Here is a 15,117-nt window from a genome sequence, read left to right as displayed (position 1 = left end):
AAAAAGTTGACGTCGATCATTCGGTAGAAGATCGGGTAACCGACTGCCGCCATGATCGGCGGCAGTCACGACATCACTCGGCGACTTCGTTGGTCTCTGAGACTTCGACGAACTCGTCGGGACGCCCTTCCTTCGCCTTGGCGCAGGCATCGGCGATGGCCTGCACATAGATCTGAATAGCGCGAATGGAGTCGTCGTTACCGGGGATCACGTAGTCGACGCCGTCGGGATCAGAGTTACTGTCGACCACTCCAATCACCGGGATCCCCAACTTGTTGGCCTCATTGATCGCAATGCGCTCATGGTCGACATCAACCACGAACAGCGCATCCGGCAAGCCGCCCATATCCTTGATGCCGCCCACGGAGCGCTCGAGCTTTTCCTGCTCACGCGTCGCCATCAGCACTTCTTTCTTCGTCAGCTTATCGAAGGTGCCATCATCATGCATCGCTTCGAGTTCACGCAGCCGCTTGATGGATACGCGAATGGTCTTGAAGTTGGTCAGCATGCCGCCCAACCAGCGATGATTGACGAACGGCTGACTGACGCGGTTGGCTTCTTCCTTGATGATCTTGCTGGCACTGCGTTTGGTGCCGACGAACAGGATCTTGTTATTGGACGCGGCCATTTTCCCGACCACATCCACTGCCTCGTTGAGGGCCGGCAATGTGTGCTCGAGGTTAATGATGTGAATCTTGTTCCGCGCACCGAAGATGTACTTGCTCATCTTCGGGTTCCAGTACTTGGTCTGGTGACCAAAGTGAGCGCCCGCTTTGAGCAGGTCGCGCATATTGACTTGTGCCATGGATGACTCCTAATGAATCGGGTTAGGCCTCCACACACCCCATGGATCCGACCGACGGGCATCCACCTCGTCAGCACCCGGGACCATGTGTCGGTGCATGTGTGTTATTTCAGGCATTTCGCTTGCACGCTCACCAGCATTGCCGACGATTCTCGAGAATCGACAGGCAACGATTGCAGGAAAGCGCGCAGCTTTATACCATAGTTCAGCATCAATTTGAAGCCAAAGGTCCTTTCATGGCGCCACTCAACGATGGCCAAGGACCGGTATTACCTCCCAGATCCGAGATTTCATGAACGTTCCTATCAAGACATCCGACGAAATCGAGAAAATGCGTGAAGCCGGCCGCCAAGCCGCGCTTGTGCTGGAGATGCTCACCCCTCACGTTCAGGCAGGCACCAGTACCGGAAAACTCGACCGCCTCTGTTACGACTTTATCGTTAATGAATTGGGCTCCACCCCGGCGCCGCTGGATTATCACGGTTTTCCCAAGTCAATCTGCACATCGATCAACCATGTGGTTTGCCATGGCATCCCCGATGACGCCAAGAAACTGAAAAAAGGCGACATCATGAATATCGACATCACCGTCAAGACATCCGATGGCTACCATGGCGATTCCAGCATGATGTTCATCGTCGGCGAAACCATTCAGGGTGAACGTCTCTGTAGAGTGACTCAGGAATGCCTGTACCAGAGCATCGCTGCCGTCAAACCCGGTGCTCGACTATCGGATCTGGCGCGGGTGATCGAGACACATGCGGAAGCCAACGGCTATTCCGTCGTGCGTGATTTCTGTGGCCACGGTATTGGCGCTGGCTTCCACGAAGACCCACAGATACTCCACTACAACGGGTATGCACCGGAGGCAGATATCGAACTCGCCGCAGGGATGTGTTTCACCATCGAACCAATGATCAATGTCGGTGACTACCGCACCAAGGTATTACGCGATGGCTGGACGGCCGTTACCAAGGACAAGAGCCTGTCCGCCCAGTGGGAACATACCTTGCTGGTCACTGCAACGGGCGTGGAAGTCCTCACCGCGCGTGCTGACGAAGACCTGTCCTTCCTGGACGGCTGATCATGTTGCTACACCACTACCGCCATGTGCCTGACGAAAGCCTATTCGACATCGAGGATTTTCGTGCCGAACTCGCCGGCAGTCGGTCGCCTATCACACCATTCAAGGAAGCCCTGCGGGAAATTCAGGCACGGCTGGATGACCGTTTCCGTGCAGGGGCCGACATTCGCGACCTGGTTTACGGGCGAGCATGGTGCCTCGACCGTCTATTGAAAGTGGCCTGGTCGCAACATGCGTGGCCGGATGACGGCATTGCTCTATTGGCGGTTGGTGGTTATGGCCGCGGCGAACTGCACCCACACTCGGATATCGATCTACTATTGTTGCTCGAACAGGATGACGATACCCCTTACCGTGAGCCACTTACCGCCTTCATTACCTTCCTATGGGACATCGGCCTGGAAATTGGCCATAGCGTTCGTTCGCTCAATGACTGCGAACGCGAGGCCCGCGATGACGTCACTGTCATTACCAATTTACTGGAAACGCGAACTCTGGCCGGACCGGACCATCTTCGCAGCGCCATGCGCGAACGACTCTCCACCCAACGGCTATGGCCGGCGGATCGCTTTTTCGAAGCCAAGTGGCAGGAGCAGATCGCTCGCCATTACCGCTACAACAACTCCGAATACCACCTTGAACCCAACATCAAAAGCTCTCCCGGCGGGTTGCGAGATATCCAGATGATTGGCTGGGTCGCCAAGCGGCACTTCGGTACGCTGAGCTACGAGGATGTGGTCGACAAGGGGTTCATGAACGACGCCGAGTTGCGCATACTCAGCCAGGGACAAGCATTCCTGTGGCAAGTGCGTTATGCATTGCACATGCTGACCGGACGTGCCGAGGACAGGCTGCTGTTCGACCAGCAACAAGCCATTGCCGAGTTATTCGGCTACCGGGATACGCCCGAGCGGTTGGCCGTCGAACAATTCATGAAACGTTACTATCGCCATGTCACGGCCCTGGCCGGTCTCAATGACATGCTGCTGCAGCATTTCGATGAAGTCATCCTACGTTCCGATGATGCCCTTGAAACCAAGCCGCTCAACGCTCGCTTCGAGATCAAGGGGGGCTATATCCAGGCCCGCAATGCTCTCGTCTTCGATTATCGGCCGGCAGCCCTGCTAGAACTGTTTTTGTTGATGGCTCAGCACCCCGAGATAGAGGGAGTGAGAGCCTCGACCATTCGCCTCATACGTGACAACCGTCATCAGATCGATGATCAGTTCCGCGATGACGTCCGCCATCAGAGCCTGTTCATGGAGTTGCTGCGCTCCAGCGGCAATGTCGCACGACAGCTACGCCGCATGAACCGCTATGGCGTGCTGGGGAAATACCTGCCGGAATTCGGCCAGGCCGTTGGATTGATGCAGCATGACCTATTCCATGTTTATACCGTGGATGCCCATACCCTACGATTGCTGAAATTCGTACAGCGCTTTCGCGGACCCGAGGGACGCGACTCCTTCCCTGTCGCGGCGGTACTGGTACATCAGCTACCGAAACTCGAACTCCTGTGGATTGCCGGTCTTTATCATGATATCGGCAAGGGTCGAGGCGGCGATCATTCGATTATCGGGGCCCGCGATGCCGAAGCTTTCTGCCAGCGACATGGGTTGTCCCCCCGCGATACGCGGTTGGTGAGCTGGTTGATCGAAAACCATCTGTTGATGTCGAAAACAGCGCAGAAACGCGATATCAGCGACCCCGATGTCATCCGCGACTTCGCGACGCGCATGCGTGACGAAGTCCATCTGGATTACCTGTATGTGCTGACTGTCGCCGACATCAACGCCACCAATCCTTCGTTATGGAACGGCTGGCGTGCTTCGCTACTGCGTCAATTGCATGCTGAAACCAAACGCGCTCTACGGCGTGGCCTGGAAAACCCTCCGGACCGGGATGACTGGGTTCGTGAAACCCGTGAGGAAGCACGCAGCCTGCTGTCAAACGCGGGAGCCGATCTATCCCGGGTCGAACGGTTGTGGGAGTCGTTGGGGGAAGACTATTTTCTCCAGTACGCTCCCAGCGAAATCGTCTGGCAGACTCAGGGTATTCTCGCTCATAGTGGTTCATCGTCACTGCCCCTGATCCTCACCAGCGCACCAGCCGAAGATACCTCTGAAGGCGGCACCAAGGTCTTCATACATACACGTTCTGCAGATGACCTGTTCGCTGCGACGGCTGCCGCCATGGAACAGCTCGGCCTCTCGATACACGATGCGAGAATCGCCACATCCAGCAATAACTGGACACTCAACACGTTCATCGTGCTGGATGATCACGATGAACCGATTCGACAACCAGAACGCCTCGAAGCCATTCGTCGCCACCTGGTGGAAGAGCTCGACGACCCGGACGACTATCCTCAAATCGTCTCCCGACATACGCCACGTCAACTCAAGCACTTTCAAGTGCCGACCCAGGTTGCAATCGAGCAGGATCCGACCAATGAACGCACCATGCTGGAGTTGGTAGCACCTGACCGACCCGGGCTACTGGCACGCGTCGGGCGCATATTCATGGAACAGAACATCGCCTTGTCCACCGCCAAGATCGCCACGCTGGGCGAACGTGTCGAAGACGTTTTCTTCATCACCGACAAATCAGGCAATCCGCTCACCGATCCGCAACACCAGTCCCGGTTGCGTGAACGCTTGATCGATGCCCTGAGCGTTTGAGGCGCTCTACGGGCTTCCCTATAATCGTCGGACTCATAGCGTGCAAGCCACCTACCACCCCGGCAACAACACAGGCTCCTGCGAGGCCCCTGGACACTCATGAACCCCGATCTCGACGCCCTGCAGCCTTACCCTTTCGAAAAGCTCGCCGCCCTGAAAGCCGGTGTAACCCCCCCTATGGACATGGCCCATATCCCCCTGACCATCGGTGAGCCACGACATGCCCCTTACGACAAGGCATTGGCGTCGCTTGAGCATCACCTGCATGAGATGGGGCGATATCCAGCAACAAACGGTCTTCCGGAACTCCGACACGCCATCGCGGACTGGGTAGCGTCACGTTTCGGGCTTGCAGCGATCGACCCCGAGACACAGGTGCTGCCGGTCAATGGCACACGTGAGGCGATCTTCGCTTTCGTCCAGGCGACATTGGATCGCACCCGCCCTGCTCGTGTCGCCATGCCAAACCCGTTCTATCAAATTTATGAGGGAGCGACACGGCTTGCCGGCGGCGAGCCACTGTTTCTGGACTGTCATGCCGATACCGATTTTCGTCCCGACATTCGCTCGGTACCGGCCGATGTCTGGCAAGATACACAGATCGTCTTCGTCTGCTCTCCAGGCAATCCCACTGGCGCTGTGACACCGATAAACGATTATCAGCACCTGATCGAACTCGCCGACGAGCATGATTTCGTGATCGCTGCGGACGAATGCTATTCCGAACTCTATCTCGACGAGAATTCACCGCCCGCCGGCCTGCTGGAGGCCTGTAATGCCATGGGCCGACATGATTATCGCCGCTGCCTGGTCTTCCATTCGCTGTCCAAGCGTTCCAACCTGCCGGGCCTGCGCTCCGGGTTCGTCGCCGGCGACGAACGATTGATCACCCCCTTCAAGCGATACCGCACCTACCATGGCTGCGCCATGTCTCTGCCTCTGCAGCGGGCATCGATCACGGCCTGGCAGGACGAGACACATGTGCGTTCCAACCGCGCAGCCTATCGGGAAAAGTTTGCTGCAGTCACCGACATCCTATCGCCGGTCATGGAGTTCCCCGTCCCGAAAGCCAGTTTCTACCTGTGGCCTGCCGTCGCGACGGGACAGGATGATGAGTTTGCTCGCCAACTGTTTGCTCGGATGCATGTCAGCGTGCTGCCTGGGCGCTACATGGGCAGGGAGCGTGAAGATGGCATCAACCCCGGCGCCGGCCGGCTACGTTTGGCTCTCGTGGCCGACCTGGACACCACTATCGAAGCCGCACAGCGTATTCGCCACTTCATTGAAGAGGAAGGCTCATGCTGACCCTGTACGTCATCAAATCCTGCGACACCTGCCGCAAGGCGCGTAAAGCGCTCGATAGCAGAGGCATTCCCTTCCGGACGCATGATCTACGCGACGACGGCGTATCCGCGACGTTGCTGGATGAGTTGCTGGCACGCGTATCACTCGCGACACTGCTCAACAAGCGCAGTACGACATGGCGATCGCTCGACGAGGAGACCAAGGTCTCGCTTGACACCGACAAGGCCAAGGAGTTGATGCAGCAGGCACCCACGCTACTCAAGCGACCTCTGCTGGACACCGGCGACGACATCATTGTCGGTTATCGAGACGGCGACTATGACGCTTTGAGCCACTGAACGACCATATCAATCAACCACGATCCAATCCGTATCAGCGCACTATCAATGGAGGGCACGCCCATGCTGAGCTTCGCCATAGGAATCGGACACCAGAACACTCAGGGCGATTGGCTGGACATCTACTATCCGGCTCCGCTCTTCCAACCCGACGAATCCCTGGTTGCCGCCGCTCGGAAGGCACTGGATGCTCCCGAAGGCAAAGCCGCCATCAGCTTTCTTCCAGAACACTGCCGCGACTTGGCTAACGCACTGAGAAACGCAGGCGCCCCCGAGCAGGGGGAGTTGGCCGACGCCTTCGCCACCAGCACTCGTCCACTTGTCGCCATGTTCCTGGACAGTGACGAACCGCCTGAATCGGCACCGGAAGTGTACCTCAAGCTGCATCTGCTCTCGCACCGGCAGGTCAAGCCTCATGACCTGGACCTCACCGGGATGTTCGGTTTGCTTCGCAATATCGCCTGGACCAATGAAGGCCCCATCGACATCGAGGAACTGCCGGCCCGTCGACTGAAAGCACGCCTCGAAGGCCGGGCCCTGTCGGTGGACTGTGTCGACAAATTCCCCAAGATGACCGACTACGTCGTGCCTCAAGGTGTTAGAATCGCTGATACTGCCCGCGTTCGCCTGGGCGCTCACCTCGGTGAAGGCACCACGGTGATGCACGAAGGTTTCGTTAACTTCAATGCTGGCACCGAAGGGCCGGGTATGGTCGAAGGCCGCATATCCGCAGGCGTCATGGTCGGCAAAGGCTCTGACCTGGGCGGTGGCTCCTCCACCATGGGCACCCTCTCCGGAGGTGGCAATATCGTCATTAAAGTCGGTGAGGGGTGCTTGATAGGCGCCAATGCCGGCATCGGCATCCCCCTCGGCGATCATTGTACGGTGGAAGCCGGTCTCTATATCACGGCCGGCGCCAAAGTCGCGGTCCTTGATGAACAGGGGCAGGAGGTCAAGGTGGTTGCAGCTCGCGAGCTTGCCGGTCAGAGCGATATGCTACTGCGGCGCAACTCGGTTAACGGCCGTATCGAATGCCTGACAAACAAGAGCGCCATTGCCTTGAATGAAGCGTTGCACGCTCACAATTGATCCAGAAGCGCCCACCTATGTCGGGCGCTTCATGACTTGCCACCAGCCCGCCGGAATCCACCATGCCCGACACTGTTACACCAGACAGCGCCGAGACTTCCTCCACGCTACGACTGGCTTGCGATCTCATCCAGCGGCCATCGGTGACGCCTGACGATGCCGGCTGCCAGACCGTGCTGGCCGAGCGCCTCGAACGGATGGGATTCCAGATCGAACGACTACCTTTCGGTGATGTCGAGAACCTGTGGGCGATACGTGGACATCATGGACCAGTACTAGCCTTCGCCGGCCACACCGATGTGGTGCCGAGTGGACCCGAGGTTCATTGGCAACATCCGCCGTTTTCCCCCTGTATCGACGACGGTATGCTTTGCGGGCGCGGTGCCGCCGACATGAAAGGCAGTCTGGCGGCCATGGTAACCGCTGTGGAACGTTTCGTTATCGCCAACCCCGACCACCAGGGCAAGATCGCCTTCCTCATCACCTCCGACGAAGAAGGGCCGGCCATCGACGGTACACGTGCGGTGGTCGAGCACCTCCGCGAACATCACGATCGCCTGGACTACTGTATTGTCGGCGAGCCCTCTTCTACAGCCAGGGTCGGCGACACGATCAAGAATGGCCGGCGCGGCTCCCTGGGTGGCGTCCTGCACATCAAGGGGGTACAGGGACATGTGGCGTATCCTCACTTGGCGCGCAACCCGATCCACGCAGCGATGCCGGCCATCGACGCCTTGGTTCAAGAGCGCTGGGACGGCGGCAATACCTTCTTCCCCGCAACCAGCTTTCAGGTCTCCAACATTCGCGCCGGCGGCGGGGCTACCAATGTCATCCCAGGCGAACTGGAAGTCACCTTCAATTTTCGTTATTCCACGGAAGTCACTCACGAGCAGCTCAAGTCACGTACCGAAGCGATCCTTGCCGCTCACGGACTCGATTATCACCTGGAGTGGAGTCTCAATGGCGAGCCGTTCCTGACCGATCATGGTGAATTGGTCGAGGCCACTATTGCGTGTGTCGAGAACGTCGTCGGGCAGCGTCCGAGACTATCGACTGCCGGCGGGACTTCCGATGGCCGCTTCATTGCCTCGCTCGGAAGCCAGGTGGTGGAACTAGGACCGCTCAATGCCACCATCCATCAAGTCGATGAGCGTGTCCGCGCTGCCGACCTGGATACCTTGAGCGATATTTATGAAGCGATTCTGTCGCGTCTATTCGCGTGACCCGACCGTTCGATGATACCCATGGAGACCCCAATGCAACGTTATCCGGATATCGAGATATATCTGGCCGACATCTCGGTCGACGCGCTGAACGACTGGCTCAGCGAGCGCTTGGATGCCCCCGCTTTGTCTCGAGCAGGCAAGCGCAAGTGGCGAACGACCGGCAATCTGCATGGCCTCACCATCCCTGTATTGTTGATCGAACAAGCCGCCGACGGTTTCGCCAGCCTCTGGTTCGATAGCGATGCCACGCCTTGGGCCAAGGATATCGATTGCGCACGCGAAGCTGTCGAGCGGTTCGACTGTGAAGTCCGCTGTTCCTTGGGAAGCTGGCAGCCGGGAGATGATCCCGACCGATTCATTCGAGTCCTGCCCGATGGCACGGAAGAGGAAATGGACTGGCCTGATTCCGGCCAATGACGACGCCCACCGGGGTCGCCGGTGGGCGTTGAGCACTTCTCGAGGAGACGAGATGATTCGGATGGAAAGTTACGTGATAACCGTCACATCGTCGGCCTGCAGGCCTCGCTCATTTTCAACGACGTAATAGCGAACCTTCTGTCCTTCGGCGAGCGTTCGATGCCCTCGACCACGAATGGCCCGAAAATGGACGAATACATCATCTCCGGTATCACGCGTAATGAACCCGTACCCCTTGTTGACATTGAACCACTTGACTTCACCGATCTCACGATCATCATCCTCGACCTCAGCCAGCGTGGCGAGTTTCGGAGTCAAAACGTTCACAGCCAGGGTGGCAATCATCAGCAGCAGGAATGTCGCCACGGCGGCTGCGATATAAACAGCGGCGACACCGCCCACTTCCAAGCTCTGAAACAACTCCTGTGACAACGCGCCTCCGGTGAACGAAATGAACAGGGCGATCAGCAGTGGCGCGGGGGCAGCCAGCAGCACGCTGATCAGACTACAACGAAGTAACACCTTGCGATTCATGGACCTCGACTTCTCTTGTTGTGGCAATGAATGAAACGATCATAACGGTGCCTGCCGCTCCATCAGAGCAGACACTGATCCGGATAATTGAAGGTGCCGCGATGAACGATGACACGCGACGAAAAGAGTCTAACATGCCAGAAGCCGGCTCGCTCGCCTCGCTGACCTCCAGGCTGGAGGCCCTGGAAAGCCGCCTTGCCTACCAAGAGCACTGGCTGGATGAGCTCGATCAGGCCTTGGCAGGCCAGGACAAGCGCCTGACCCAGTTGGAGCGACTCAACGAGATGATGCAGACACGCCTGCGTCAGTATCAACGCGCCCTGCAGGCCGAGGAGGAGCCGATAGACAGTGAGTACCGCGCGGCGGATGAAGTCCCGCCGCACTATTGACGTGTGTCACACGAGGGGCATATGCCACGCAAGCCTTATGTCCCCCATATCAGCCGGTGTCGAGGGCTTAACTCAATTCATCCAAATAACGTTCGGCATCGAGCGCTGCCATGCAACCGCTACCCGCGGAGGTAACGGCCTGGCGATAGACGTGGTCCATGACATCGCCAGAGGCAAAAACACCCGGCACGCTGGTTGCAGTGGCATTGCCTTCCAGTCCCGATTTGACCTTGATATACCCACCGCTCATGTCCAACTGGCCTTCGAAGATGGCCGTGTTGGGTGAGTGGCCAATCGCGATGAACACGCCAGGGGCCACCAGTTCCTTGGCACTGCCATCAATGGTCGACTTGAGGCGAGCTCCGGTGACGCCCGTGTTATCACCCAGCACCTCATCAAGCACATGATTCCATTCAATGGCCATATTACCATTGGCGACCTTGTCGAATAGCTTATCCTGCAGGATCTTTTCGGCACGCAAGGTATCCCGGCGATGGACCAGAGTCACTTTGGAAGCGATGTTCGATAGATAGAGCGCTTCCTCGACTGCCGTATTACCGCCCCCCACGACGACGACTTCCTGATTGCGATAGAAGAAGCCATCACAGGTCGCGCATGCCGACACCCCTTGTCCCATGAACGCTTGTTCGGAAGGGAGTCCAAGATAGCGGGCGCTGGCACCCGTGGCAATGATCAGAGCATCGCAAGTATAGGTCCCGCTATCGCCCTTGAGCGTGAAGGGACGTTGGCGCAACTCGACTTCATTGATGTGATCGAACAACACTTCCGTATCGAACCGCTCGGCATGCTGCCGCATGCGCTCCATCAGTTCCGGTCCCTGAACCCCTGACTCATCGCCCGGCCAGTTATCGACATCGGTCGTGGTCGTCAATTGACCACCGGCTTGCATACCGGTAATCAACAGCGGCTTGAGATTGGCACGGGCCGCGTACACGGCTGCCGTGTAGCCCGCCGGCCCGGAACCGAGAATGATCAGTCGTTCATGGCGTACGTCACTCATGGAGAACCTCATAACTAAAGACAAACAGGTGACATCGACCGGGGTCGGACGAATTCTGGCATGTCGACCAAAGCCGACATGCCACAACTCACCTCATTCAAGACCGTATTATATCACTCATAGCACAGCAGGAACCCAACGAAAGAGGCGGCCGCCAGGGCCGCCTCGCTACCGACACTCACTATTACAAAGCCTCGGAGTGGGCACCCAAATACTTGGCAACCCCTTCAGCAGTGTCCTTCATGCCTTCTTTGCCTTCGTCCCAGCCAGCCGGGCAAACTTCACCATGCTTCTGGTGATGCTTGAGCGCTTTGACCATCCGCAGCATTTCATCGACATTACGACCCAAGGGCAGATTATTGACGGTCTGGTGCTGGATGACGCCATTCTCATCGATCAGGAAAGAGGCACGCATGGCGACACCGGCTTCCGGGTGCTCGATGCCATACGCCTGGGTCACCTCGTGCTTGACGTCTGCCACGATGGGGAAACCGACTTCGCCAATGCCTCCTTTCTCGGGAGACGTCTTTCGCCATGCGTGGTGAGTGAACTGGGAGTCGATGGACGCGCCGATCACGTCGACACCAAGCTCCTTGAACTGAGCCAGGCGATTGTCATGGGCGATGATTTCCGACGGGCACACGAATGTGAAGTCCAACGGCCAGAAGAACAGCACACGCAGCTTGCCGTTGCTGTCAGACAATTTGAAATTCTCGACGATTTCACCGTTTCCCAGGACAGCAGGGGCTTCAAAATCGGGGGCTTGGCGACCTACCAGTACACTCATGCAAAGTCTCCTTATCAATGAGGATATTCAATAGAGATATAATCGAGGTTAGACTAAAGTCAAATACCGAAAAATCACAATTTGTCTAAGCAATGAAGCGCATAGGTTGAGACTATTTCGCGCTTGCTTGACACACTATCTACGGACACGCTGGCTATTCGTGATGCTCGACACTCGCTCAGAAGACATCGTCATCTCGTCCCAGAACCACACTATCCAGCTCTCCCTGGGGAGACACGCTGACATGGACCTGGATCGGCGAACAGCAACGTGGGCAATCTTCCCAAGTCGCATGGTTGCCCTGACTGGCATCAACGAGCAATTCGAATTCCGTGTTGCAATAAGGACAACTCACGTCCCGCGAGCTAAGCATCTCTTCGTGCACGCCGATACTCCGACTTGTACGCGTTCGCCATCCGCAACCCATGTTTATGGGGTTCGCCACAAGTGATTTCAAGGCGTCCATAAACATCAACGCCATCGGTCATCGCCCTTGAGAATAGCAGGAATGCTTGCCCGGCATGCTAGGCTTGAAAACAGGCACGGCCATGACCATGTGACCATGAGTGAAGGGTATGACCTTTCGCTCTTCGATGAGGAGGAGACAATGAGCACCCCTACCACGCCGGATACGCTATCGACGCTCGACGTCGGTCAGCAAACGTACCACTACTACAGTTTGCCCAAGGCCGCCAAGACATTTGGCGACATTTCCCGGCTACCCGTCACCCTCAAGGTACTGCTTGAGAATCAGTTGCGCTTTGCCGACGATGAAAGCGTCTCGAATGAAGACATGCAGGCACTGGTCGATTGGCAGCAAGAGGCCAAATCCACTCGTGAGATCGGTTATCGACCAGCACGGGTGCTGATGCAGGACTTTACCGGTGTTCCCGGCGTTGTGGATCTGGCATCGATGCGTGCCGCGGTCGCCAAGCTTGGCGAAGACCCTGCTCGTATCAACCCGCTCTCGCCGGTGGATCTCGTTATCGACCACTCGGTCATGGTCGACAAGTTCGGCAATCCTAGCGCGTTCCGCGACAACGTCGCGATCGAGATGGAACGCAACCGGGAGCGTTATGAGTTTCTGCGCTGGGGGCAGGATGCCTTCGATAATTTCCGGGTCGTCCCTCCCGGCACGGGTATCTGCCACCAGGTCAATCTCGAATACCTGGGAAAGACGGTCTGGACCAAGGAGGTCGACGGCAAGACCTTCGCGTTTCCTGACACGCTGGTCGGCACCGACTCCCATACCACCATGATCAATGGCCTGGGCATCCTCGGCTGGGGAGTCGGCGGTATCGAAGCCGAAGCGGCGATGCTCGGCCAGCCAGTATCGATGTTGATTCCCGAGGTCGTCGGTTTCAAATTGACCGGTAAACTTCGCGAAGGCATCACCGCCACCGACCTAGTATTGACAGTAACCCAGATGCTGCGTGAACACGGCGTTGTCGGCAAGTTCGTCGAGTTCTACGGCGACGGCCTCCAGGATCTTCCGATCGCCGATCGCGCCACGATCGCCAACATGTCACCAGAATATGGTGCCACCTGCGGCTTCTTCCCGGTCGACGACGAAACACTGACTTACCTGCGTCTGACTGGGCGCGACGACGAACAGGTCGCGTTGGTCGAAGCCTACAGCAAGGCTCAGGGACTGTGGCGTGAACCGGGTGCTGAACCGATTTTCAGTGACTCTCTGCAGTTGGACATGGGCGATGTCGAAGCCAGCCTCGCCGGCCCCAAACGGCCACAGGATCGTGTCGCGCTGTCCGATATGAAGCGCACCTTCGAAACCTTGATGAACGGTGACAACAAGGATCTTCCGTCAACCGAGAAGGGCAAGTGGCTCTCCGAGGGAGGACAGACCGCCGTCGGTGTGCAGGACAGCTACGAAGCCAATGATTTCGTCCAGCAGGACAGTCAGCATGTCAACCTGAACGGCGAAGCCTTCAAGCTCAATCACGGTGCCGTCGTCATCGCTGCCATCACATCCTGCACCAATACGTCCAACCCGAGCGTCATGATGGCTGCCGGACTGCTCGCACGTAATGCACGCAACAAGGGGCTCACGACCAAGCCTTGGGTCAAGACATCCCTGGCACCGGGCTCCAAGGTCGTGACCGACTACCTTGCCGCTGGCGACGTGCAGGATGATCTCAATGCCTTGGGGTTCAACCTGGTGGGCTATGGCTGTACCACCTGCATCGGTAACTCCGGCCCCCTGCCGGAAGAGATAGAGCAGGCCATCGAGGAAGGTGACTTGACGGTCGCATCGGTGCTTTCCGGAAACCGCAACTTCGAGGGGCGGGTTCATCCCTTGACCAAGACCAACTGGCTAGCGTCACCGCCCTTGGTCGTCGCCTATGCCCTGGCCGGCAATGTCCGTCGTGACCTGGTCAAGGAGCCGATCGGTATCGGTGCGGATGGCCAGCCGGTTTACCTGCAGGACATATGGCCTTCACAGGCGGAAATAGCCGAAGCCGTGGAGAAGGTCAATACCAACATGTTCCGCAAGGAGTATGCCGAAGTCTTCGACGGCGATGATGTCTGGAAGGCCATTGATGTGCCGCAAAGCGAAGTCTACCAATGGTCCGATGAATCGACCTATATCCAGCATCCTCCCTTCTTCGAGGGGATGGGCCGTATACCGAAGCCAGTGGAGGACGTTCATGGTGCGCATATTCTGGCCATGTTCGGCGATTCGGTGACCACCGATCATATTTCTCCCGCAGGGGCCATCAAGCCCGATAGCCCGGCAGGCCGTTATCTGCAAGAGCGCGGTGTCAAACCGGTGGACTTCAACTCCTATGGTTCGCGGCGCGGTAACCATGAAGTCATGATGCGAGGCACCTTTGCCAATGTCCGCATCAAGAACGAAATGCTGGACGGCGTCGAGGGTGGCTATACCCGTCATGTGCCAAGCGGCGAGCAGATGGCCATCTACGATGCAGCGATGACCTATCAACAGGAAGATACGCCGCTGGTCGTCGTCGCAGGCAAAGAGTACGGCACCGGCTCGTCACGCGACTGGGCAGCCAAGGGGACCCGTCTTCTCGGTGTCCGTGCGGTGCTAGCCGAGTCCTACGAGCGCATCCACCGTTCCAACCTGATCGGGATGGGGGTCGTCCCACTGCAGTTCCCCAATGGTGAGAATCGCGAAACGCTGGGTATGACCGGCGACGAAACGATCTCGATCGAAGGACTCGGTGAGCTGACACCGGGCGGCCAAGTCCAGGTCACAATCGCTAGCGATAAAGGCGAGAAGAAGATCGAGGCCCTGTGCCGCATCGACACCGCCAATGAGCTGGAGTACTACCGCCATGGCGGTATCCTGCACTATGTGCTGCGCAAGATGATCGGCTCGGCATAAGCGATCGATTCGCGTGTCGCACAAGGCCCACCGTCATGTCGGTGGGCCTTTTTTCGCCGTGCGACTCATGCCAT

General features: G+C 57.6%; 14 protein-coding genes. 9 read left to right on the top strand and 5 right to left on the bottom strand.

The features are described 5' to 3' along the window. Positions 1 to 73: 73 nt before the first annotated feature. Complete coding sequence (rpsB, locus tag FVV99_RS06610; RefSeq protein ID WP_148253275.1) at positions 74 to 805, bottom strand: 30S ribosomal protein S2; 732 nt, start codon at positions 803 to 805, stop codon at positions 74 to 76. A gap of 292 nt (positions 806 to 1,097) precedes the next feature. Here rpsB and map point away from each other — a divergent pair, with 292 nt between their 5' ends. The 7 genes from map to FVV99_RS06575 all read left to right on the top strand — a co-directional run bounded on the left by map (position 1,098) and on the right by FVV99_RS06575 (position 8,945). Then, a complete protein-coding gene (gene map / locus FVV99_RS06605) occupies positions 1,098 to 1,889 on the top strand; it encodes a type I methionyl aminopeptidase (protein WP_148253274.1) in 792 nt (263 codons plus the stop codon). 2 nt (positions 1,890 to 1,891) lie between these two features. After that, on the top strand, positions 1,892 to 4,570 hold the full coding sequence (locus FVV99_RS06600) for a [protein-PII] uridylyltransferase (RefSeq protein ID WP_148253273.1): 2,679 nt from the start codon (positions 1,892 to 1,894) through the stop codon (positions 4,568 to 4,570). Between the two features lie 99 nt (positions 4,571 to 4,669). Continuing rightward, positions 4,670 to 5,875 (top strand): succinyldiaminopimelate transaminase, encoded by a 1,206-nt coding sequence (gene dapC / locus FVV99_RS06595; RefSeq protein ID WP_148253272.1) that lies wholly within the window; start codon positions 4,670 to 4,672, stop codon positions 5,873 to 5,875. After that, complete coding sequence (locus tag FVV99_RS06590; protein ID WP_148253271.1) at positions 5,869 to 6,213, top strand: Spx/MgsR family RNA polymerase-binding regulatory protein; 345 nt, start codon at positions 5,869 to 5,871, stop codon at positions 6,211 to 6,213. Before dapC ends, FVV99_RS06590 begins: the two co-directional genes overlap by 7 nt. A gap of 63 nt (positions 6,214 to 6,276) precedes the next feature. After that, positions 6,277 to 7,302: a 2,3,4,5-tetrahydropyridine-2,6-dicarboxylate N-succinyltransferase gene (dapD, locus tag FVV99_RS06585; RefSeq protein ID WP_148253270.1), complete on the top strand. Its 1,026-nt coding sequence runs from the start codon at positions 6,277 to 6,279 to the stop codon at positions 7,300 to 7,302. A 62-nt stretch (positions 7,303 to 7,364) separates the two neighbouring features. After that, positions 7,365 to 8,525 (top strand): succinyl-diaminopimelate desuccinylase, encoded by a 1,161-nt coding sequence (gene dapE, locus FVV99_RS06580; protein WP_148253269.1) that lies wholly within the window; start codon positions 7,365 to 7,367, stop codon positions 8,523 to 8,525. A 33-nt stretch (positions 8,526 to 8,558) separates the two neighbouring features. Further along, entirely contained in the window at positions 8,559 to 8,945 is a 387-nt protein-coding gene (locus FVV99_RS06575) for a hypothetical protein (RefSeq protein WP_148253268.1), read from the top strand. A 69-nt stretch (positions 8,946 to 9,014) separates the two neighbouring features. On the opposite strand, the gene FVV99_RS18980 is transcribed toward FVV99_RS06575, so the two are convergent. Beyond that, entirely contained in the window at positions 9,015 to 9,479 is a 465-nt protein-coding gene (locus tag FVV99_RS18980; RefSeq protein WP_330859819.1) for a cold-shock protein, read from the bottom strand. 134 nt (positions 9,480 to 9,613) lie between these two features. Here FVV99_RS18980 and FVV99_RS06565 point away from each other — a divergent pair, with 134 nt between their 5' ends. Next, positions 9,614 to 9,868, top strand: coding sequence for a SlyX family protein (locus tag FVV99_RS06565; protein WP_148253267.1), 255 nt, complete (start codon positions 9,614 to 9,616; stop codon positions 9,866 to 9,868). A gap of 67 nt (positions 9,869 to 9,935) precedes the next feature. Here the strand turns inward: FVV99_RS06565 and trxB are convergent, their stop codons facing one another. The 3 genes from trxB to FVV99_RS06550 all read right to left on the bottom strand — a co-directional run bounded on the left by trxB (position 9,936) and on the right by FVV99_RS06550 (position 12,061). Then, a complete protein-coding gene (gene trxB / locus FVV99_RS06560; RefSeq protein WP_148253266.1) occupies positions 9,936 to 10,889 on the bottom strand; it encodes a thioredoxin-disulfide reductase in 954 nt (317 codons plus the stop codon). A 184-nt stretch (positions 10,890 to 11,073) separates the two neighbouring features. After that, positions 11,074 to 11,676: a peroxiredoxin gene (locus FVV99_RS06555; protein WP_148253265.1), complete on the bottom strand. Its 603-nt coding sequence runs from the start codon at positions 11,674 to 11,676 to the stop codon at positions 11,074 to 11,076. A gap of 178 nt (positions 11,677 to 11,854) precedes the next feature. Continuing rightward, positions 11,855 to 12,061, bottom strand: a complete 207-nt coding sequence (locus FVV99_RS06550) for a CPXCG motif-containing cysteine-rich protein (protein ID WP_148253264.1) — start codon at positions 12,059 to 12,061, stop codon at positions 11,855 to 11,857. A gap of 222 nt (positions 12,062 to 12,283) precedes the next feature. Here FVV99_RS06550 and acnA point away from each other — a divergent pair, with 222 nt between their 5' ends. Then, entirely contained in the window at positions 12,284 to 15,043 is a 2,760-nt protein-coding gene (gene acnA, locus FVV99_RS06545) for an aconitate hydratase AcnA (RefSeq protein ID WP_148253263.1), read from the top strand. Positions 15,044 to 15,117 lie beyond the last annotated feature (74 nt).

It is taken from the genome of Aidingimonas lacisalsi (assembly GCF_008079445.1).
Lineage (GTDB): Bacteria > Pseudomonadota > Gammaproteobacteria > Pseudomonadales > Halomonadaceae > Aidingimonas > Aidingimonas lacisalsi.
This window is presented reverse-complemented; position numbering and strand designations above follow the sequence as displayed.